The organism is Roseovarius salincola, assembly GCF_026891095.1.
GTDB lineage: Bacteria > Pseudomonadota > Alphaproteobacteria > Rhodobacterales > Rhodobacteraceae > Roseovarius > Roseovarius salincola.
On record NZ_JAPTNL010000002.1, the window covers coordinates 264,055 to 284,691 of the forward strand.

The 20,637-nt window shown below is 62.3% G+C and carries 18 protein-coding genes; 10 read left to right on the top strand and 8 right to left on the bottom strand.

Going from position 1 to position 20,637, the window contains the following annotated elements; all coding sequences use genetic code 11:
• Together N5A93_RS03850 and N5A93_RS03855 are read left to right on the top strand one after the other, a co-directional pair.
• Positions 1-924: an N-acetylneuraminate synthase family protein gene (locus tag N5A93_RS03850; RefSeq protein WP_268953740.1), complete on the top strand. Its 924-nt coding sequence runs from the start codon at positions 1-3 to the stop codon at positions 922-924.
• A 125-nt stretch (positions 925-1,049) separates the two neighbouring features.
• Positions 1,050-2,147, top strand: a complete 1,098-nt coding sequence (locus tag N5A93_RS03855; protein WP_268953741.1) for a glycosyltransferase family 2 protein — start codon at positions 1,050-1,052, stop codon at positions 2,145-2,147.
• Here N5A93_RS03855 and N5A93_RS03860 read toward each other — a convergent pair.
• From N5A93_RS03860 to N5A93_RS03880, 5 genes are all read right to left on the bottom strand, one after another.
• On the bottom strand, positions 2,144-3,031 hold the full coding sequence (locus N5A93_RS03860; RefSeq protein WP_268953742.1) for an NAD-dependent epimerase/dehydratase family protein: 888 nt from the start codon (positions 3,029-3,031) through the stop codon (positions 2,144-2,146). The genes N5A93_RS03855 and N5A93_RS03860 overlap by 4 nt on opposite strands.
• Complete coding sequence (rfbG, locus tag N5A93_RS03865; protein ID WP_268953743.1) at positions 3,024-4,088, bottom strand: CDP-glucose 4,6-dehydratase; 1,065 nt, start codon at positions 4,086-4,088, stop codon at positions 3,024-3,026. The genes N5A93_RS03860 and rfbG overlap by 8 nt, the downstream gene beginning before the upstream one ends.
• A gap of 6 nt (positions 4,089-4,094) precedes the next feature.
• Positions 4,095-4,865, bottom strand: coding sequence for a glucose-1-phosphate cytidylyltransferase (gene rfbF / locus N5A93_RS03870; protein WP_268953744.1), 771 nt, complete (start codon positions 4,863-4,865; stop codon positions 4,095-4,097).
• A complete protein-coding gene (gene rfbH, locus N5A93_RS03875) occupies positions 4,862-6,175 on the bottom strand; it encodes a lipopolysaccharide biosynthesis protein RfbH (protein ID WP_268953745.1) in 1,314 nt (437 codons plus the stop codon). The genes rfbF and rfbH overlap by 4 nt, the downstream gene beginning before the upstream one ends.
• 129 nt (positions 6,176-6,304) lie before the next feature.
• Positions 6,305-7,114: an ABC transporter permease gene (locus N5A93_RS03880; protein ID WP_268953746.1), complete on the bottom strand. Its 810-nt coding sequence runs from the start codon at positions 7,112-7,114 to the stop codon at positions 6,305-6,307.
• Between the two features lie 160 nt (positions 7,115-7,274).
• Here N5A93_RS03880 and N5A93_RS03885 point away from each other — a divergent pair, with 160 nt between their 5' ends.
• The 8 genes from N5A93_RS03885 (at position 7,275) to N5A93_RS03920 (ending at position 17,793) form a co-directional block, all read left to right on the top strand.
• A complete protein-coding gene (locus tag N5A93_RS03885; RefSeq protein WP_268953747.1) occupies positions 7,275-8,387 on the top strand; it encodes a KpsE/RkpR family capsule polysaccharide export protein in 1,113 nt (370 codons plus the stop codon).
• Between the two features lie 6 nt (positions 8,388-8,393).
• Complete coding sequence (locus N5A93_RS03890; protein ID WP_268953748.1) at positions 8,394-9,056, top strand: ABC transporter ATP-binding protein; 663 nt, start codon at positions 8,394-8,396, stop codon at positions 9,054-9,056.
• A gap of 125 nt (positions 9,057-9,181) precedes the next feature.
• Entirely contained in the window at positions 9,182-11,599 is a 2,418-nt protein-coding gene (locus tag N5A93_RS03895; RefSeq protein WP_268953749.1) for a calcium-binding protein, read from the top strand.
• 97 nt (positions 11,600-11,696) lie between these two features.
• Positions 11,697-12,671 (top strand): DUF2793 domain-containing protein, encoded by a 975-nt coding sequence (locus tag N5A93_RS03900; protein WP_268953750.1) that lies wholly within the window; start codon positions 11,697-11,699, stop codon positions 12,669-12,671.
• A gap of 219 nt (positions 12,672-12,890) precedes the next feature.
• On the top strand, positions 12,891-13,556 hold the full coding sequence (locus tag N5A93_RS03905; protein WP_268953751.1) for a glycosyltransferase family 2 protein: 666 nt from the start codon (positions 12,891-12,893) through the stop codon (positions 13,554-13,556).
• Positions 13,553-14,278 (top strand): sulfotransferase family protein, encoded by a 726-nt coding sequence (locus N5A93_RS03910; protein ID WP_268953752.1) that lies wholly within the window; start codon positions 13,553-13,555, stop codon positions 14,276-14,278. The genes N5A93_RS03905 and N5A93_RS03910 overlap by 4 nt, the downstream gene beginning before the upstream one ends.
• Before the next feature lie 340 nt (positions 14,279-14,618).
• Positions 14,619-16,868: a tetratricopeptide repeat protein gene (locus tag N5A93_RS03915; RefSeq protein WP_268953753.1), complete on the top strand. Its 2,250-nt coding sequence runs from the start codon at positions 14,619-14,621 to the stop codon at positions 16,866-16,868.
• Positions 16,852-17,793 carry a class I SAM-dependent methyltransferase gene (locus N5A93_RS03920; RefSeq protein ID WP_268953754.1) on the top strand — a complete coding sequence of 314 codons (942 nt, stop codon included), beginning with the start codon at positions 16,852-16,854 and terminating at the stop codon, positions 17,791-17,793. Before N5A93_RS03915 ends, N5A93_RS03920 begins: the two co-directional genes overlap by 17 nt.
• Here the strand turns inward: N5A93_RS03920 and pseI are convergent.
• From pseI to N5A93_RS03935, 3 genes are read right to left on the bottom strand one after another with little or no spacing between them, the layout of a single operon-like run.
• Positions 17,790-18,839, bottom strand: a complete 1,050-nt coding sequence (gene pseI / locus N5A93_RS03925; RefSeq protein ID WP_268953755.1) for a pseudaminic acid synthase — start codon at positions 18,837-18,839, stop codon at positions 17,790-17,792. The two genes, N5A93_RS03920 and pseI, sit on opposite strands and share 4 nt — an antisense overlap.
• Positions 18,840-18,857: 18 nt before the next feature.
• Positions 18,858-19,922, bottom strand: a complete 1,065-nt coding sequence (gene pseG / locus N5A93_RS03930) for a UDP-2,4-diacetamido-2,4,6-trideoxy-beta-L-altropyranose hydrolase (protein WP_268953756.1) — start codon at positions 19,920-19,922, stop codon at positions 18,858-18,860.
• Positions 19,915-20,631 carry a VOC family protein gene (locus tag N5A93_RS03935; RefSeq protein WP_268953757.1) on the bottom strand — a complete coding sequence of 239 codons (717 nt, stop codon included), beginning with the start codon at positions 20,629-20,631 and terminating at the stop codon, positions 19,915-19,917. Before N5A93_RS03935 ends, pseG begins: the two co-directional genes overlap by 8 nt.
• Positions 20,632-20,637: the final 6 nt, after the last annotated feature.

Here is a 20,637-nt window from a genome sequence, read left to right on the forward strand (position 1 = left end):
GTGACGTCAGATCGTGCAGTTCAGGTGATCGCCGAGATCGGATGCAATCACAAAGGCAGCTTTGAACTCGCGCTAGAGTTGATTCGCGTTGCGGCGCAGGTCTGTAAAGCGGATGTCGCGAAGTTCCAGAAGCGACACAACCGGGAGCTGTTGAGCCCCGCGCAATATGACGCGCCGCATCCGGTGCCTGAAAATGCCTATGGCCCGACCTACGGGGCGCATCGTGAGTTTCTGGAATTCGACACCGAACAGCACCGCGACCTGATCGCCGCCTGCCGGGAAAACGGCATTGCCTATTCGACAAGCGTCTGGGATCTGACCTCGGCGCGGGAAATGGCCGCGCTGGATCCGCCGATGCTCAAGATCCCGTCGGCCACGAACCAGCATTACGAGTTGCAGGCCTATCTGTGCGAGCATTACGGCGGAGAGATCCACGTCTCGACCGGCATGTCGACAGGGCATGAGATCGCCGATCTGATCCGGTTCTACGAGGCGCGCGGGCGCGCCCGAGACCTGGTGGTTTACAGTTGCACATCGGGCTATCCGGTGGCGTTCGAGGATGTCTGCCTGTTCGAGATCCGCAACCTGATGGAAAGGTTCGGAACGCGGGTGAAGGGGATCGGGTTTTCCGGGCATCATCTGGGCATCGCGGCGGATGTCGCGGCGCTGGCCGTGGGCCGGATGATGGAGGCCGAAGCCTGGGGCAGGTTCACGCATATCGAGCGGCATTTCACCCTGGACCGGACATGGAAGGGCACCGATCACGCCGCCAGCCTGGAGCCCGACGGGCTGCGCCGCCTGTGTCGGGATCTCAAGCATGTGGATGCCGCTCTGGAAGCCAAGACGCAGGATATCCTGCCGGTTGAACAGGTGCAGCGCGAAAAGTTGAAATGGGTGCAGAAGAAACACGCCAAAGCATCGTGACGGCGCGCTGTCCGGTCGCGGGCCGGGCGACATCCTATGACATGACGCCTGCGTTCAGGCATCAGGTAGGTGATGGAGGAAGGCGCGGAGCGTTCTGACTCCGCGCGGCAAAAAGGATGATTCGAGTGAGCCCCAGTTTTCAAGTGACCGTGCTGACATATAACAGACGTGACACGTTGGGCGAGAACCTGCCATCCTATCAAAGCCTGGTGGCGGACGTGCTACATGTCATCGACAACGGTTCGACCGACGGCACGGATCTCTTGCTGGCCAAAGTTGGCGCAGGGGACGGTGCGATGAGGATCACGCGCAACCGCATCAACATGGGCTATTCGAGGTCGCTGGTGAAAGCGTTCTTCCTTTGTCAGGAGGACTACCAGCTGTTCCTTTCCGACGAGGATGTGCCCGAGGCGGCGTTTCTTGAGGCCTATCGGCGCGTCGTGGCACGATTTGGTCCGGTCGGGGTGATTGCCCGTGCCAACCCCTATCCCAGGAAATGGACCATTCCCGAGTTGGATCGGGCCTGCATCGAGCACGAGGATGACGAGATCACGGTGATCCGACCCGGTTTCTACGCCGCACATCTGGCCGGGTTTCAAAGCATCTATCTGGGTGGACTGTGCGTTGCCCCCGAAGCCGTGACCAACGCGCATGGCGTCACGCTGGAGCGCGGAAGCTATCCGCAACGGTTCCTGGCGATGGATGCGGCCTATACGCGCGGGCTTGTGTTGATGAAATCCGACGGTCTGGGTGCGTTTCCCAAGGCACATGCCTCGGCGCGAAAGGAGGCCATGACACCGCGGCTCGGGGACTGGGGCGTGGCGGAATATATCAGCACGGCGCATTATCTGCTGGATCATTATTCCATGGACGGCCTTTCAGGCCCTGCCGCAGCGGCGCTGCGTGAGATGCAGTTGCGTTTCGCCTATACGCGGGCGGCGTTCTATTTCGTCAAGGCTGCCGGAGGTGGCGAGGAGAACGCGTTCAGGTTTCTCAGAAACGTGCGGGAAACCAGCGGGATCTTCGCGCGCCCGCTTTTCTGGAGCTACTTTTACGAGTTCTTTAATGCGATGGCCTCGGATGAGCAGAAGAAGGTTCTGCGCCGGGTCTGCTGGAGGCTGGAAGAGGAGATGGCGCAAGGTCCGTCGCGCGAGACAAGTGACTTCGCCCACCAGCACCTTGGGTTCGGGCGTGGTGTCATCAAGCGGGGTGATGGCGCCTAGGTGGGCCGCAAGCGGGCAAGGCCCGCGTCAAGACTGAGCTGCGGATGCCATGAGGGCAGGCGCGGGCCGTCTGTCCATATCCGCGCGGGCTTGCGCCCAGCAACGGGCACTGCGCCCCATTCGACATTGAGCTGCCTGCCCCAGATCATCTCCGCGCGCGCCACGAGCTGACGGATATCGAGCGGCTCGTCGCCATCTACCACATGAGCTTCGTGAACCGGCGCGGGCTGCGCCAGCACGCGATCACAGGCCATGAGCATGGCGCGCGTGACATCCGAGACATGGACCGGGTTCACGATCTGATCTCCGGCGGTGAGGCCCAGGCGCACGCCCGTTCGTGCGCAGTCGCGCAGCAGGTTCAGGAGCTTCGGGCGCGGGTCGTCCTCGCCATAGGTGTCTGCGAGCTTGAGCGACAGGGCGCGCAGGCCATGCGCCCGCGCGAAGTAGTCAAGGCTGTCCTGAAATGCCAGTTTGAGTTGCGCATAGAGGTTGACCGGCGCCCTCGCGCCATTGACGTCGTGTTCCCAGAGGGAGCCAAGGTTGACGATGCCGCGTGTGCCGGACAGACGCGCCGCCTGAAGGTACTTCAACGGAGCGACAAGATTGGCCGCAAGCAGTGCTTCGGTCTCGGCGGGATCATCGGAGGGGCTGTAGCTTGCAGCACAGTGAACGATCACATCGCAGGTGATGCGGTCAAGCCCGGCGGCGAGGGTCGAAATGCTTCCGTCGAACAGCAAGGAGTCATCTGCGCCCGCCTGACCCGGCGAACGCACGAGGCGACAGACGCGCCAGCCATGATCACGCGCAGCAATGACGAAGCGGCTGCCGATGAAGCCACTGGCTCCGGTGACGAGAAGAACCGGTTCGCGGTCGGTTTCAGTCACGGCGATAGGCCCTGATCTGAGCGTCGCAAACGCCCGGCAGGTTGCCGGGCGCGTCAAGGAACACGCGCGACCAGTCTATCGTCCATTGGACCGCCTTGGAGGTGCTGAGCCGGGGGCGCCAGCCAAGGTCGCGCGCAGCGCGCGAGATGTCGAGCACCAGTTCGCGCCCTTCTTCCCAATCCTGGCGGTCGTCGCTTGCGACCCATCTGGCGCCGTCGCCCCATTGCGTGCAGGCGATATCGGCGACCTCGTGCACCGGGATGATCTGATCGGGATCCGGGCCGAAGTTGAAATGCCGGGCGATCGGGCGGTCGGCTGCCAGTGTCTCAGCAAGGCGCAGATAACCGGAGACGGGTTCAAGGACATGCTGCCAGGGGCGGGTCGCAAGCGGGTTGCGGATCTCGAGGGGGCGGGCGCAGGAAAAGGCGCGCATCGCATCAGGCAGGAGGCGCTTTGCTGCCCAGTCGCCGCCACCGATCACATTACCCGCGCGCACCGAGGCCACGACCGGCCCGGATGAGGCCGACATGAAGCTGCGAATCCATGAAGCGATCGCGATTTCGGCGGCCCCTTTGGATGCGCTGTAGGGGTCGGCACCGCCCATTGCCGCGGTTTCCGGGAGCGGCACGCCGTCATTCGGGTTTTCGTAGCATTTGTCGGAGGTGACCATGATGCAGACGGTTCGCGACCCAAGCCTGCGCACCGCTTCCAGCAGATGGACGGAGCCCATGACGTTGATGTCGAAGGTCTCGGCAGGTTCAAGATAGCCGCGCACCACCAGAGGCTGGGCCGCGTAATGAAGGACCACGTCGGGTTCGGCGGCGAAGATCGCGCTTTGGAGCCGACCGCGGTCGCGGATATCGGCGATGGTCGAGCTGGCGCAGATATCCGCGATACCGGCCAGGTCGAAAAGATTGGGAGCGCTTTCGGGCGCAAGGCTGTAGCCGTGAATGCTGGCGCCCATCATATGCAGCCAGCGCGCCGTCCATCCCCCCTTGAAGCCGGTATGGCCCGTGAGGAAGACACGTTTGTCACGCCAGAAATCCGCATCGAGCATCTTGCGTCACCAGATCCGCCAAGGCGCTTCGCCTGTGGCATAGAGTTCTTCCAGCGCGTTGCGGTCGCGCAGGGTGTCCATGGGTTGCCAGAATCCGTTGTGCTCGTACGCCATCAACTGCCCTTGGGCGGCAAGGCGGCGCATGGGATCCTGTTCCCAGACGCAATCAGGCCCGTCGATGTAATCGAGGACACGGGGCGAGAGTACAAAGAAGCCTGCGTTGATCTTGTACTGATCGCCGGCGATCTTTTCGCGAAAGCCGCGGACGTTCTGGCCTTCGATGTCAAGCACGCCGAAGCGGCCCGGCGGTGTGACGGCGGTGACGGTCGCCAGCTTGCCATGCTGCTGGTGGAAAGCGACGCTGGCGCGGATGTCCACATCGCCGACCCCGTCGCCATAACTCATCAGGAATGGCGCTTCGGGATCGAGATACGGCCTGACGGCCTGAAGCCGTCCGCCGGTCATGGAATGCAGACCGGTTTCGACCATGGTGACTTTCCAGGGGTCGCCAACGTCTTCGTGGTAGGTGATGTCGCGTGAGGCGAGGTCGATGGTGATATCGCAATCGTCGAGGCGATTATGATAGAAATATTGCTTTATCTCGTGGCCCTTGTAACCAAGGCAGAGGATGAATTCGTCGAAGCCGTGGGCTGCGTAGATTTTCATGATGTGCCACAGGATCGGCCGCCCGCCGATTTCGACCAGCGGCTTGGGCCTGAGAACAGTTTCCTCACTCAGGCGCGTTCCAAAGCCGCCAGCGAGAAGGACAACCTTCATTGCAGACACTCCCGAGTGATGTCTGCGAGGGTCTTGACCATGTAGTCGATGCGTTGCTGGTCGATGCCAGGCCAGACGCCGAGCCAGAAGGCATCGCGCATCACCTTGTCGGTGATGTCGAGACTGCCATGCACCCGGTATTCGACGTCCCGAAAGGCGGGCTGACGGGTCAGGTTCCCCGCGAAAAGCAGCCGGGTGCCGATACGGCGGTCTTCGAGGATTCGGGTCACATCGCGGCGGCTGAGCCGGTTGCCGTCGCGGATCGTGAGAAGGTAGCCGAACCACGATGGCTCGGCGCCGGTGGTGGCGCGGGGCAGGTGATAGAATTCATCGAGACCCCTTTCGCGCAGACCCTTTGTGAGGCGGTCGAAATTCCGGTTGCGCGCGGCGATGAAGCCGTCGAGCTTGTCAAGCTGACTGACGCCCAGTGCGGCCTGCATGTCGGTGATCTTCATGTTGTAGCCGATGTGGCTGTAGATGTATTTGTGATCGTAACCGGCAGGCAGATCGCCCAATTGCCAGTCAAAGCGTTTGCCGCAGGTATTGTCCTTGCCCGGGTGGCAGTAGCAATCACGCCCCCAGTCACGGAAGGATTCGCAGATCCTCGCCAGGGGCAGCCTGTCCATGAGCACGGCGCCGCCTTCGCCCATCGTTATGTGATGCGCGGGGTAGAAGCTGAGCGTGGCGAGATCGCCGAAAGTTCCGACATTGCGGCCGTTCAGGCGGGCACCGAAAGCGTCACAGCAATCCTCGATCAGGAAAAGATCGTGGCGCGCACAAAAGGCGCTGACGCGCGCGACATCGAAGGGGTTCCCAAGGCTGTGGGCGATCATCACAGCGCGAGTCTTTTCGGTCAGCGCGTCTTCGAGTGCGTCTACGTCGACATTATGGGTGTCCAGGTCGAGATCTACGAAAACGGGCACGCAGCCGTTCTGGATGATTGGCGTCACCGTGGTGGGGAAGCCGCCCGCGACGGTGATGACCTCGGATCCCGGCGCGATACGGCGGTCCCCGAGCTTCGGGCTGGTCAAGGTGGTGAAGGCAAGCAGGTTCGCCGCGGAGCCGGATACCGTGACTTTGGAAAGTTTGCGCCCGAATCTTCTGGCGAGCTTCGTTTCGAATTCCGCCGCATAGCGCCCCGATGTCAGGAACATGTCCAGAGAAGCATCGATCAGATGCGCGCAGTCCGCAGCATCGACGATCTTGCCTGATACGGGGATGTAGGTTTCACCGGGTATGAAAGCGGGCGGTGCTTGCTGTTCCATGTGGCGTTTTGCCAAGTCGATGATTTGCGAACGCAGTAATTCCATGCGCCAACCCTTTGCCCGGTGTCACTCATATCCCACAAAGCACAACCTCAGGAAGCAGAGGGCGCCAATAACTCGACTCTTTGTTGCATATCCGGGAAAGCAGTTAAAGGGCCGATGCGCTTTGTCTGGCTACTTGTGCAGCATGCTGCGCCCGAAGCGGAACAGCAGCAGGAAGCCGAACACCATCGGAAGGACCGCAGCGCCAAGGATCAGAACCGGTTCGACATAGCTGGGCTCGTAGATCGAATAGAAGCCCTGCCGGGCGATACCCGCGACATGCAAAAGCGGATTGAACCACAGCAGATCCTGTATGTTGGCGGGCAGGTCCTCGTAGATGTAGAAGACGCCGGAAACCAGGATCAGCGGCCGGGTCATCACGCCCCAGAGGGTTTTCCACAAGGGAAAGGCAAACATCGCGAAGCAGTTGAACACGCCAAAGCCGAGCCCCAGGAAGGCGGCCAGCGCGAAGGCGGTGACGATCGGGGCGAGATCGACGGATTCGCGGATATCCTCGAACATGAAGATGCCGGCCAGGATCACCAACGTCACCATGGCCTGGGTCAGCACGACAAGCAGGGCGCGCGCGATGATCACGTCGATGAAGGTGACGCGGGGATATTCCAGCAGGGCGCGGTTGAAGCTGATGGCTGCGCCGACATTGGCGGCCATTTCCTGAAACGTCCTGAGCGGCAGCAGTCCCGAGGCGTAAAAAAGCAGGAAGCTTGTGCCAAGCGAGGGCGCGCGCAGCCAAAGCGAGAACGCCAGCGCAAGGATTATGATCGTGGCCACGGGTTGCAGCACGGCCCAGACATAGCCGCCCGGTGAGCGCCCGTAGGTTGTGGACATCTCGCGCAGGATGAGCGCCAGCACGACCCGCGCCATGCGAAATGCGGTGGCGGGTCGCTGTGCTGCGGTCACGGGTGTCGGGGTTATCGCCACTGGAATTCATCTCTGGATTGTGAAACGGTAACGCAAATCGCCAGTGGAGTGGACCATACGAGTGGCCGGGGATCAATCGCCGAGTGGCGGCAAGGCGCCGCAAGGGGAACAACCTGAGGTAAAATCGCCGGGCAAAGCGCGGCGCGTGCGTGCGCCCGTGATGAGGGCGCGTGCGCGGCCTCGGCATCTGTTCCTGATGATCTCGGCGCAGGTGATGATCCTGCTGCCGTCGCTGGTGACGGCCTGGTACCTGTGGGAGCGCAGCGCCGACCAATATGCCTCTTATGCGGGGTTCACGATCCGGCGCGAGGAGGCGCCGACGCCGACGGATTTCCTGGGCAATCTTGGGCAGCTGTCGAGCGGAAGTTCCTCGGACAGCGATATCCTGTTCGAGTTCATCCATTCGCAGGACATGATCCTGCGGGTCGATGCGCTGCATGACGTGCGCAGCATGTTCGACCGGCACCATGACCGCGACCCGGTTTTCGCGCTGGCGCCGAATGCGACGCGCGAGGAGCTGCGCGACTACTGGCGGCGGATGGTGCAGGTGTCCTACACGTCGGGATCGGGGCTGATCGAGGTCAGGGTGAACGCGTTCGATCCGCAGGACGCGCAGACCATCGCGCAGGAGATATTCGACCAGAGCCTCAAGCGGATCAACGACCTGACCGCCATTGCGAGGGCGGATTCGATCCGCTTCGCTGAAACCGAACTGGACGCCGCCGAGCGACAGTTGCAGGCGGCGCGACAGGCGCTGACCGCCTATCGTTCGCAGAACCAGGTGATCACACCGGATGCGGATATCCGGGTGCAGATGGGTCTGATCAACACCTTGCAGCAGCAATTGGGCGAGGAGCTGATCAAGCTGGACCTTTTGCGCGAACAGGCCAAGGACAACGACCCGCGCGCCGTGCAGGCGAGTTTGCGCATCGCCGCGATCCGCAACCGGATCGCCGACGAGCGCAGCAAGCTGGGCGGTGGGGCCGATGCGCAAGGAGACGATTACGCGTCGATCGTGACCGAGTTCGAGCGCCTGACGGTGGATCGCGAATTCGCCGAGAAGAAATACACCACCGCGTTGTCGAATTTCGACACCGCGCAGGCCGAGGCCCGCCGGCAGACACGCTACCTGGCCGCGTTCGAGCGCCCGACCCTGCCCGAAAGCGCGGAATACCCGCGCCGCTGGCTGCTTCTGGGTCTGACGGTGCTGTTCCTGTCGATCGGCTGGAGCATCCTCGTGCTGATCTATTATTCGCTGCGTGACCGCCGCTGACGCGCCATGATCGAGCTGCGCAACCTGACCAAAAGCTTCCAGACCCCGCGCGGGCGCAAATATGTCGCGCGCCGGATCAACGCGGTGTTTCCGACCGGACGGGCCGTGGCGCTGATGGGGCGCAACGGCGCGGGAAAATCGACCCTGTTGCAGATGATTTCGGGCAGTATGCGCTATGATTCAGGGGAGATCATGACCGCGGGCACGGTATCCTTTCCGGTGGGTTTCGCAGGCACCTTTCACCGCGATCTGACCGGTGCGCAGAATTGCCGGTTCATCGCGCGCATCTATGGTGTCGATACCGGAGAGCTTCTGGATTTCGTCGCGGATTTCTCGGGGCTTGGCGGACATTTCAACATGCCTGTGCGCAGTTATTCTTCGGGGATGCGTTCACGGCTGGCCTTTGGCATTTCGATGGGCATTCATTTCGACACGTATCTTGTGGACGAGGTGACATCGGTGGGTGACCGTGCCTTTCGTGCCAAGAGCGCGGAGATGTTCAAGGAGCGGCTGCAAACCCGCAGCGCGATCGTGGTGACACATTCGCTGGGCGAGGTGCGCAACCTGTGCAATGCCGGTGCGATCCTTGAAAATGGCGCGCTGCTTTTCTTCGACGATGTGGAAGAGGCGATTGCCCAGCATCTGAAGAACATGGACAAGCCCGCCTGAACGCGCTGCGCCGATCCTACTGAATTGATGAAAATCGCGTGCGAACGCCATGGTTTCGCCATTGGCGCATCAGTCTGCGGGCACCCGAAGCGGGCATTTCTTTCACCGGTGGTGAGGGACGTGACATGGAGTTTGCAACAGAGAATCACAGCCTGGGCGATACCGGCACACATAGTGCCGTCGTGCCGCGGATTGCGCTGACGCCGCTTTCGGGGCCGGCGTTCAGCGTATCGGTGCTCGCGGGGGCCGGGCTGGATGAAAGCATCTATCGGCTGGACGCCTCGGGCGCGCTGGTCTTTGACGAACTGGTATCGCGCAGCGGTGCCTATGTGACGGTTGTGATCGGCGGGCGGCAGTATCAACTGCTGGAATCGGGTCTGGAGGCGCTGCTGACGCAGGGCGGTAAAATCAGTCTCTATTCCGCGCAAACCGGCCATTATGGCGATCTGCTTTCGCTGGTTCATGCGCCGGCCGGAGGGCAGGATTACCTGGTGGCGGCCGCGCCCGGCGGCGCCGGAATTTCGGTGCTGCGCGAAACCGCCCAGGGCGGGCTGAGTGAGGTCACCTATCGCGCGGATGACGATCACAGTTATATGCAGGCGCCGGTGGCGCTGGCCGGTCTGGTCACCGGGTCGGGGCGTTCGATGGTGTTCACCGCCTCTTATGGCGAGATCGGGATCAGCGCGTTTCAGGTCACGTCGGCGGGTGGTCTGGCGCTGCGCGCATCGCTGGGTATCGAGGAGGGCGGCACGTTCTTTCGCCCCAGCCATCTGGAGACCCTGAGATTAGGCGGGCGCGACCTGTTGTTGGCGGGATCCTTCGATGCAGGGGCGATCACGGTGCTGAATGTGGGCGCCGACGGCGGGCTTGGCGTATTGGACAGCGCGATTGACGGGCGCATGACGCGATTTGGTGGTCTGAGCGCAATGAAGGCGATCGTGCATGACGGGCAAGCCTATGTGGTGGCGGGGGGTGCGGATGACGGGCTGAGCCTGTTTCAACTGTTGCCCAATGGAAGGCTGATCCATCTGGACATGATCGCCGACAGCGCCACGCTGGGCCTGAACAATGTGAACGCGCTGGCGCTGACGGTGTCGGGCGGCGCGCTGCATGTCCTAGCCACCTCGGAGCGCGAAGCGGGGCTGACGCATCTGAGTGTGCCCGTTGCGCCGGGCTGGCAGGCGGTGACGGGCAGCAACACTGCCGAGATGCTGACGGCGGGGTCGGGCGGCGGCGTGATCTGGGATGGCGGCGGCAGCGACACGATCACGGGCGGCACGGGCAGGGATGTGTTCGTGTTGGTTCAGGATGGCGCCGCCGATGAGATCAGAAATTTCGAATTGGGCAAGGACAGGGTCGATTTATCGGCCTGGGAGGGTCTTTACACGACGCTTCAGATCGGGATCGAGACACTGGCGGACGGGGCGCGTATCACCTATGGCGACGAGGTTCTGACGCTGCGCACTTCATCGGCCCGGCCGCTGGGCTACCGCGACTTCCTGGAGACCGACATCTTGGGAATCGTGCCGATCTGGCGGCCCGAGGACCTGTTGGAGCCCACCGACTGGCATGATCACCTGACCGCGGGCGAGGGCCACGACACCATACGCGCCATGAATGGCAATGACCTGATTTATGGCGAGGGCGGGCATGACCTGTTGCAGGGGGGCACCGGGAACGACACGCTGCGCGGCGGCACCGGAATGGACACGCTGTTCGGAGGTGATGGTGACGACAGTCTGTTGGGTGAGAGTTCTTACGATCTGCTTTATGGCGGGCCGGGCAATGACACCCTGCGCGGCGGGACCGGGTCCGATACGCTTTATGGCGAGGAGGGGGACGATGTTCTGTTCGGAAATACCGGGGTCGATGAGATCCATGGCGGTGACGGAAATGACTGGATCAGCACCGGCGAGGGGGCGGATCTGGCCTTTGGCGGGGCAGGCGACGATTACCTGATCGGGCGCAGCGGCTATGACACGCTTTATGGCGGGGACGGTCATGACCGCCTTTTTGGAAGCGAGGGGGAGGATGAGCTTTATGGGGAGGCGGGTGACGATTACCTTTCGGGGGGGTTGGGTTTTGACTGGCTTGATGGCGGCGAAGGGGCGGATTCGCTTTATGGTAACCAGGGGTCGGATTTCCTGACGGGTGGTGCGGGTAATGACGAGCTTTATGGGGCGACGGGGAACGATACGCTGCTGGGGGGTGACGGCGACGATCTGATCTATGGTGCGCAGGGGCTGGACGTGATCGAGGGTGGCGCGGGCAATGACACAATCTTTGGCGGCAGCCTGGAGGATCAGTTCATCTTTCGCCACGGACATGGCCAAGACAAGATTGGTGATTTCGAGGCGGCGCATGATCTGTTGCTGCTGGACCCGGATCTCGTCGACGGCGAGACCGACCCGCATACGATCCTTGAGCGCTATGGCACGGTCGAGGACGGTCAGGTGATGCTGGATTTCGGAAATGGCGACAGTATCGAGATCACGCTCTATCTGGGCATGGGCGACCTCGTGGATAATTTCGCGTTTCTCTGAGTTGTGAACGGGTGGTTAACCATGCGGTCCCTTCGCTCAGGGTTTCTTAGGGCCAGGGCGTGACGTTGCGTGACGTCATTTCTGAAGTGGGGAAACCATGTCCGATACGTCACCCAACCTTTCAATGCCCTATATCCTGCCCTCGCAGGCGCAAAAGCACGTGACCCATAACGAGGCGCTGCGCATTCTGGATACGCTCGCCCAGCTTTCGGTGCTGGCCGCCGATCTGAGCGTTCCGCCTGACAGCCCGGCTGAGGGGGATCGCTATATTATCGCGGATGGGGCGAGCGGCGCCTGGGCGGGTCATGAAGGCGCGGTTGCCAGTTTCTTCGGCGCGGAATGGATTTTTCACGAGGCGGCGCCGGGGTGGCTGGCGCATGACCGCGCGGCGGGGCAGATTCTGCATTTCGACGGCTCAGGGTGGCTGCCGTTGCCGGGGCCGAGGGTGCTGGAAAACCTTGAGCGCGCGGGTGTGAATGCCGCGGCCGATGACACCACGCGGTTCAGCGTGCGATCCGAGGCGAGCCTGTTCAGCCATGAGGGCGCCGGGCATCAGGTCAAGATCAACAAGGCCGGTGAGGCGGATACCGCAAGCCTGCTGTTCCAGAACGATTTCGAGGGGCGCGCCGAGCTTGGGCTGGCCGGGCAGGACGATTTCTCGATCAAGGTGTCGCCGGATGGCAGCAATTGGACCACCGCGATAAGCGTCGAGCCCGCGAGGGGCATTGCCCGGATGCCCTGCCTGCAATCGGGGATCGTCGAGATCGCCAATGATTCCGTGACCGCGATCACGCCGCCGGGTTCATGCGGATTCCTGTTCGTCACCATCGTGGATTCGGTCTACTCGCAAGCCCCGCATTCGGGCATTTTCGTCTATGATATCGGTTTGACCCCAATGTTGCAGAGCCTGGCCCTTGCGCCCTCGATGGCCAATCTGGGAACGACGACCCTGACGGGCACGACCGGCACATCGGGCCGCAGTTCGCTCGCGGTGGGCGCCGGAGAGATTCGGATCGAGAACCGCTTCGGATCGTTTCGGAAATATTCCTACACGTTTATCGGCAGCGACTGATGCCCGCTTTTAGACCCCCCGGAGATTGACGATTCCGGCGCAGCCTGACAAAGGTGTGCGCGTTGAGTTGATTGCACTTTCGGGTTGTGTGGAGCGTAGCGCGTGTCGGGCCGGATACCGTCTGAAGATCATCTGATGTGCATCGCCGTGTCGACGGTGGGGGCAAGGGTCCATGGCATTGAACTTCCAGCGCCAACGCCGCGGTCGGGATACCTGGTCGTGGTGCAGAAACCCGAGCAGGCCAGTGGTGATCCCTTTGAAGCGCGCGAAGACGTCGAGACCCTGTGGCTGAACACGGTCGGGCTGTCTCATAGCCGCAATGCGGCATTGATGCACGCCAGGGGCGCATTCCTGGTCTTTGCGGATGACGACATGCGGCTGGATATCGGCGGACTGACGCGGCTGGCCGACCATCTGGCGGCGCGTCCCGATCTGGATTTCGTGGCCGGATGGCGCGACGGACGCCTGCCGGCAAGTGGCAAGCGGGCAGGGCGACATCGGTTGTCATTGCGAAACAGCGGGCGCATCTGTGCGCCCGAGCTGATGATAAGGCGCAGTGCGGTGACGGCACGGGGCATTTGCTTTGACACCGATTTCGGCAAGGGCGGGCGCCATGCGCTGGGCGAGGAATATGTTTTCATTGCCGATCTGCTGCGCGCCGGTCTCAGCGGTGAGGCGCTGCCAGTGGTGGTAGGCGTGCATGCGGCGCAAAGCAGTGGCGAGATCTGGCAAGACACCGCGATACTGCAAGCGCGGCTGGCGGTGCAGAGGCGGGTCTTCGGGCCATTGGCGCCGCTGGTGCATCCGCTTTATGCGCTTAAACATCGGCGCGATTTCTGCAGCCAAGGCGCAGCGTTGCGTTTTGCGCTGGGTCGAGCGGGATGATCGGCGGGTTGACAAGGCGCTGGTGGCGCAGGCCCGCCAGTGGTCACAATCCGCGCCATGTGATCCTGTTGCCGCGTCATGGGATCGCTTATGTCCGGGTTCCGAAGGCCGCCAATTCATCGGTCAAGGCGGCGCTGGCGCTGGCGTTCGAGCTGCGCAGCAAGGCGGATGCGCCCGTGTCCCAGGACCGGTTCTGGAACCACGTGGCCCAAGGCGAGGCGCTGCGCTTGACGCCGGGGCGTTTCGTGAGCGGCGGATATGCCACGCGCTGCTGGACGTTCACCTTTGTGCGCCATCCGGTGGCGCGGCTCTATTCGTGCTGGAACAACAAGGTGATCGAGAACACTGCCCTGAGCCCGGCCTTCGAGCGGATGGGCGTGCGCACCGGCATGAGCTTTGCCGATTTCGTGCGCGCGGTGGGCGATACGCCGGACGATCGGGCCGACATTCACGTCTGCTCACAGGCCGCGATCCTGGAATTTCGCGGCAAGCCAGTGGCGGATTTCGTCGGTCGCCTTGAATCCATTCAGGCGGACTGGGCCCGGATCAACCAGGAGATCGAGACCCGCACCGGCATTGCGCCGGGCCGGATGCGGCGCAAGAACGTGCGCGGCATGACGATGCCGGACGTGGCCGAGTCGCTGCCCGATGACGTGCTGGCGCGGATCCGGCGGCGCTATGCACGTGATTTCGCGCTGTTCTATCCGCAGGATGGTGTTTGACCGCAAAACCCCGGCACCGTCACGTGGCAAGCTAAGCAATTGCAACCCCGATCAAGAAACGCTAAGCGGTTCATGCAAGTTTAAAGAGTGTGAGGGTGGTCAAATTCAGCCTCTAATTGATATCTTCCGAGTGGCTGTCAAGAAACCGCTCTATAGACTCAAGAAGCGGGTTGTCGGCGGCCGCAAGCCACCAGTCAAGCCGCGCAAATCCACCAAAGCAATTACCACCAATGTGAATCCGGATAGCGTTGTCAAATCGGGTGCCCGTGGACTTGCGAAACGTGCCGAGGCCAAAATGATTGATATAGAAATCGACCCGTCGGCTCCCGAACGGGCCGTGATGGCAGTTGAAAGCCAGGTCTCGTCGTTCGATGATCTGTCCGACGAGACGTTGCAAGCTTTGAGCGTGGCGTATCAGCGGCTGTTGAGGCCCCATGAGGCCAGGATCTGCCATCGGATCCTGTCCGAGCGGGTCCCCAAGAACGCCACCTTTCAGAACTATGCGACGGCGCAGTTCAGATGCGGCGATGCGGCGGGTGCGATCGAGACGCAGGACCGGGTCAACCGCGATATCCTGACCCCCAGCGGGCTGCGAATCTATGTGCAGGAACGGTTCGAATACATGCGCGCCCTCGGTCAGCTGGAAGAGGCTTTCGATATGCTGCAGGCCTATGCGGATGCCAGAGGCGAACTGTCGCTTGGCGTGCATCTGAAGCTGGCCGAGGGTGAGCGGCAACTGGGCTATCCGGAGCGCGCCTATCGCAGGCTGACCGGCGGCCTTGAGGCGTATGCCGAGAATCCATCCTATCTGATGGCAATGGCGTCCTGCGCGGGCGAGATCAACCGCAATTCCGATGCGCTTCTGCTGTCGTCGCTGGTCTGTTCGCGGCCTAAGCCCCAGGCGGCGCATCTTCTGGTTTACCTGCGGCTGCTGTGGCAAGAGGGAGCGACCGACCGCATCTGGCCTGTCCTGAAGAAGGTGCAGAGCCTTGCGATGCGCGATCCCGCGCTACTGAAATTCATCCGCGAGATCGCCTATGTTTCGCCGGATGCGGCCCGGTTTTGCATCGCGTTCGAGGATACCTTGGAGAAGGCCGCTCTCAAGGCGGCGCCGCCGGACCTCTTGCGTCTGTCCGAAGGGTTCCTTTCGCTTGATCGCTTTGAGCGGGCACGCGATGTGGCTGAGTCCTATATCCAGTTTTTCAAGGGTATGCCGCAGGCTTATTACGTGCGTGGAATGGCAGCGTTCTATCTGGATGACTACGAGTTGGCAGAGGCCGATCTGCTGCATTGCGCCGACCTCAATCCGGGGCATTTGCAGGTCTATGGAATCTTGCTGAACACCTTGCCGCGCCACCCGGACGGGGTTGCCAGGCTGGCCGCCTGCCTTGAGCGGCGCGACAACTCGCATAGCAGGTTCCGCTCGCATGCGGGTGATGGTCGTCGAGGCTTCCTGGATATAGAGCGCAGTCAGCTCTGCTTCATGCAGGGCGATTATCTTGGCGGGCAGATGGTGCGGCAGGAACGACCGGTGTGCCGCTTTCTGGAACAACGATTTCCCGCGACCTACACCGCATTTCGGGATCCGCGATTCAATCAGTCAGGGGGCGGGTCTGTTCTGGTGATTTCCGAGGATGGAGTCGGGGACGAAGTGCGCTGGTCGCAGTATTACAACAGCTTGTTGGAACATTACGACCGGGTCGAGATCACCTGCGATCCGCGGCTGGAGACCCTGTTGCAGCGCAGCTTCCCGCAGATCCGGTTTCATCCCTTCAGCCGCCGCCTGATGGAGCGTCCGGGCAGCGAGGACAGCACCAGCCGGTCGGTGCCGTTCTTTGCGTTGGCACGGTTGATAGACGATCATCTCTATGCGCGGCTGGCGGAGTTCTCGGATATCCGGCTGACGGCGGACATGGTAATGGGGGCATGGGCCGGACAGCCGGGCGGGCAGCCATTGCCAGAGGGGCCGCCGGATGTGGCGCATATGGTGCCTGAGCCCGGCCTTGTGAAACACTGGCGCGCGCATTTCGCTTCGACCTTGGGGCGTGACCTCAAGGTCGGGCTGGTGTGGCGCAGTTCAATGGTCACGCCGCGTCGCGCCAAGCACTATATCAATCCTGAGACGATGCGTCCGCTTCTGCGGATGAAGGGGGTGCAGTTCGTGTCACTTCATGCCGAGCATAGCGATCAGGAAAGGGATTTCTGTTATCGCCACGGGATCGACATCCTTGAGGATGTCGATCTTCAGGATGATCTGGAGACCGTCGCGGCGGTGACGGCCAGTCTTGACCTCGTGATCGGCGCGGGAACATTCAATGCTGAAATGGCGGCCGCGGTGGGCACGCCTGTCTGGTTGTTGGGTTCGTATTGCAACCTTGTGCATTTCCGATTGGGCCAAAGTGAGGGCGATATTGACCGCCTGAGTCCAAACATGCGCATTGTCCGCCTCGACGGTGAGGCCGGCTTCACCGGAACGGATGCGGAAATGCAAAGACGTGTCGTCGAGGTGGCGCGACAGGATTTGCAGGAATCTCAGAAGAGCAGGCTCCGTCCGATGAGCAAGGAGACGCCAAATGAACGCCGTGCATGACGCCGAGGCGAAGGTCGAAAGGCACCCGGAACATGGGTATTTCCGGCTATCGCCCATACCGGATGCGCAGACCCTGTCACGCTATTACGAGACCGCCTATAACGATCCGTTGCGCCGCGCTCCTCTACAGGAACGGGAGAGCGCGCAGGCCGCGGACGCGCGGACCGCGCGATCCGACGCGCTGGCCGAGCAGGAGAAACAGTGGCGCGATGCCAGCGAGTTTGAGGATATAAGCGCATATCTTGCCGATCTTGCGCCAGGCGGGCAGATCGTGGATGTCGGCGCCGGCATCGGCGAACTTGTGGCGGCCCTGGCTGATCGCGGGTTTGATGCCAGTGGCATAGAGCCTTCCTGCGAAGCCAGTCTCTATGCGCAAAGCCAGGGGCGCGCGGTTCAGCAAAACGACCTGGTGGGCTGGTTGAATTCGGTCCCGGAGAAAGCGCGGCCTGTCTGCGATGCGGTGACGCTTCTCAATGTGCTGGAGCACCTGCGCGATCCCGGCGACGCGCTGGCGCAATGTCACGCGATGCTGACCGAGGGGGGAATCCTGTGCATAAGGGTGCCGAACGATTTTTCCGATGTGCAACGCGCGGTGGTCGAGACGACTGGTTGCGATCGCTGGTGGATCCGAACGCCCGATCATATCAACTATTTTGACCGAGAAAGCCTGACCGCCCTACTGAACGCGCAGGGATTCACGACCGAGATCGCAACCTGCGACTTTCCGATCGACTGGTTTCTCTTGATGGGTGAAAACTATCTGAGCGACCCTGAGCTTGGTCGCAAATGCCACGAGCGGCGAAAGGCGTTCGAGGTGTCGCTGCCCGGTGCGGTACGGCGGCGGCTCTACCGAAGCCTGTCGCAGGCGGGCTTCGGGCGAAACCTGATCATATATGCGCGCAAGGCGCCGGCCAACGCAGGCTAGCGCGCCACCAGCTCCCACGAGAGCGGGGTTCCGGCCTTGATGTGGGTGTTGGCCCGGCTTTGCAGGAGCGCATCGTAGTGGCGAGTGTGCAGTCCGGTCGCGGGGCGGATGGAGCGGAGGTTATCCGGGGTGAAGGCCTCACCGGCGGGGATGTCGCGGATGGCGAATAGCGAGCGGCGGAAATCGCGCGAGCGCGTTTCCTTGGCGGTGGGTTCATAGCGGATCTGCCCGATGGCCTGTTCGGCGGCACGAACATCGGCGACCATGTCGGCGAATTCCTGCGGCTCCATTGAAAAAGCTGAATCCGGGCCACCATCGGCGCGCGACAATGTCAGGTGTTTTTCGATTACGCGGCCCCCCAGCACCGTCGCCGCGACCGGCGCGGTGCTGCCAGGCGTGTGATCCGAGAGCCCGACGACTGTTCCGAAAAGCTGCGCCATATGCGGCAGGGTGGCCAGATTGGCCTCGTCGATGGGCGCGGGATAGGCGGCGGTGCATTTGAGCAGGATAATCTGATCGCAACCCGCCACGCGGGCGGTGTGCACGGCCTCGTCGATCTCGGAAAGGGTGCCCATTCCGGTCGAGATGATCATCGGCTTGCCCAGTCCCGCGACACGGCGGATGAGAGGGATATCGACCAGTTCGCTGGATGCGATCTTGTAGGCGGGCACGTCGAGGCTTTCCAGAAGGTCGACGGCCGATGCATCGAAGGGCGTGGAGAAGGCCACGAGCCCAAGGTCGCGCGCATGGCTCATCAGCGGCTGGTGCCAGGCCCAGGGCAGGCTGGCCTCCTGATAGAGCTGATAGAGCGTCTTGCCCTCCCATATGGTGCCGTCAACACGGAATTCGGGTGAATCAGAGTCGAATGTCAACGTGTCGGCGGTATAGGTCTGTAGCTTGATCGCGTTGGCGCCGGCATCTGCGGCGGCATCGACGATACGTTTGGCGCGCTCGAGGTCGTGGTTATGGTTCGCCGACAGTTCGGCGATGATGAAACTGGGATGACCGGGGCCGATGGGACGGTTGGCGATGGTGATCGTATCCATGGTGTCGCTCCTCATGTCTTACGGATTGGCGGCCAGCGCGTTGCACAGGATGCGGGCCATATTGCGCGCCCCGTCGGCGCCGCTCAGCATGGCGGCGCGATGCGACAGAAAGGCGAGATCCTCGGGTGCATTCCTGAACAGCGTCAGATGATCGGCCAGGGTCCGGGGGTTGTGGATAGCGCGCAGGTCGATGACGAGCGCGGCGCGTTCGCGCGCCATGACGCGCCCGACCATTTCCTGATTATCGGCGATGATCAGGATGATCGAGGGCAAGCCCAGCATGTTGCGCTCCCAGGTCATGGTGCCGCCCGCGCCGATAGCGAGGTCGGCGCGGCACATCAGATTTGCTACGTCGGGCGTGTCCACATGCAGGGCGACACGTGGCCCAAGCCGCGCGACAGCCGCGCGCAGAAGGGCAAGTTGAGGCGAAGCAGAACCTGATACAACGTCGATTTCAACGTCGGGGAGCGCCGCCGCAGTGATGTTCAGAAGCGTATGTGTGATGGCATGCGGATCGGTGCCGCCCGTTGCGATCAGCACCCGTTCCAACCTTGGGCCGCGCGCTGCGCGCTCTTTCAGGCAGGCATCACGGCGCTCCAGAAACTCCGGCCTGACGATCTGGTAGTCGCGGCCCGTATGGATCGCGGTTTGCGGCGGCAGGAGGCTGGCGTAATCGGCGGGGCTGCGGCCGAGATTGATGTCAAACAGGATATCCCAATCGAGAGGACGATTGGCCAGATCGTCGATCCCCGACAGATGGGTCGCGATGCTGCGATAGCGGCGGTGGTCGGTGGCATCGAGCCCGTAGTGATCGAAGAACACCCCGGCAATGCCTTGCGGATAGCGGTCTGCAAGCAGCGTGCGCGCAGCGGCTTCATCACTGATACAGTGCACCGCGGTAAAAGACTGGAGCGCGTCGGGAAAGAGATCGGGCGCTTCGGGGTTGCACAAAAGTACGGGAAACAGGCCGCATTCGCGCAGATGACCGGCAAGGATTCCGACGCGGCGGATATGCCCCGACCCGATCATGGGGGTGCCGTCGGCGCGGATCGCAATGACCGGTGCGGTTGCCATGTCAGCCATCCGGAAGGCCCCCGAGCGCGGACAGAAAGGCATCGTAGCTTTTGAGTTCGCCCAGCATCTGCGAGGGCAGCGTCACATCGAAGCGGCGTTCGATCTCCATGATGAGGCGCATGTGCTGAAGAGAATCCCAGTGTTTCATCTCTGTCGCGCGCCATTGCGCCGGATCATTGGGCAAAGCGCCGGGAAAGATGCTGGCGAAAGCCTCCTGCAGCGTCCGGGCCATATCGGTATCGGAACTGGCGGCCGCCGGCGCGGGCGCGGGTGCAATCTGGGATTGCGGCCAAAGGGATCCATACGCCTCGACCAGTTCGAAGAGGCCATGTGCCGGGTGCATCAGGAAGGCGACGCGCCGCCCGTCATAGGCATCGTCGTGTTTCGCTGCCGCAACGACGCGACAACCAGATCGCCCGGCAATGGCCAGCGCGGCATCGAGATCGGCGACGGCATGACAAAGGTGATAGGCACCGCCACCTGAGGCGGCATGGGCCGCTATGGGTGAGTCGCCGTCTTCAGGCAGGCCGAGGATCTCGATGCAGAGGTCGCCCCCGAATCCGACGAAGAGGAAATGCACCTTCTGGGCGGCGTTCCAGCCGGGGCCTCGCAGCACGCGCGCATTGGGCATGGCGAGGTAATGCCGGGAGGTGTCTTCGAAACGGTCGGTGGTGACGGCGACATGGTCGACCCAGAGCGCGCCGATCTCTGCAAACATCGTGAA

Coding starts and splice junctions, on each gene's coding strand:
- rfbG (WP_268953743.1), bottom strand. CDS start 4,088: ATGCTCGATGCGGATTTCTGGCGTGACAAACGTGTCTTCCTCACGGGC.
- rfbF (WP_268953744.1), bottom strand. CDS start 4,865: ATGAAGGTTGTCCTTCTCGCTGGCGGCTTTGGAACGCGCCTGAGTGAG.
- rfbH (WP_268953745.1), bottom strand. CDS start 6,175: ATGGAATTACTGCGTTCGCAAATCATCGACTTGGCAAAACGCCACATG.
- N5A93_RS03885 (WP_268953747.1), top strand. CDS start 7,275: ATGAGGGCGCGTGCGCGGCCTCGGCATCTGTTCCTGATGATCTCGGCG.
- N5A93_RS03890 (WP_268953748.1), top strand. CDS start 8,394: ATGATCGAGCTGCGCAACCTGACCAAAAGCTTCCAGACCCCGCGCGGG.
- N5A93_RS03895 (WP_268953749.1), top strand. CDS start 9,182: ATGGAGTTTGCAACAGAGAATCACAGCCTGGGCGATACCGGCACACAT.
- N5A93_RS03900 (WP_268953750.1), top strand. CDS start 11,697: ATGTCCGATACGTCACCCAACCTTTCAATGCCCTATATCCTGCCCTCG.
- N5A93_RS03910 (WP_268953752.1), top strand. CDS start 13,553: ATGATCGGCGGGTTGACAAGGCGCTGGTGGCGCAGGCCCGCCAGTGGT.
- N5A93_RS03915 (WP_268953753.1), top strand. CDS start 14,619: ATGGCAGTTGAAAGCCAGGTCTCGTCGTTCGATGATCTGTCCGACGAG.
- N5A93_RS03920 (WP_268953754.1), top strand. CDS start 16,852: ATGAACGCCGTGCATGACGCCGAGGCGAAGGTCGAAAGGCACCCGGAA.
- pseI (WP_268953755.1), bottom strand. CDS start 18,839: ATGGATACGATCACCATCGCCAACCGTCCCATCGGCCCCGGTCATCCC.
- pseG (WP_268953756.1), bottom strand. CDS start 19,922: ATGGCTGACATGGCAACCGCACCGGTCATTGCGATCCGCGCCGACGGC.
- N5A93_RS03935 (WP_268953757.1), bottom strand. CDS start 20,631: ATGTTTGCAGAGATCGGCGCGCTCTGGGTCGACCATGTCGCCGTCACC.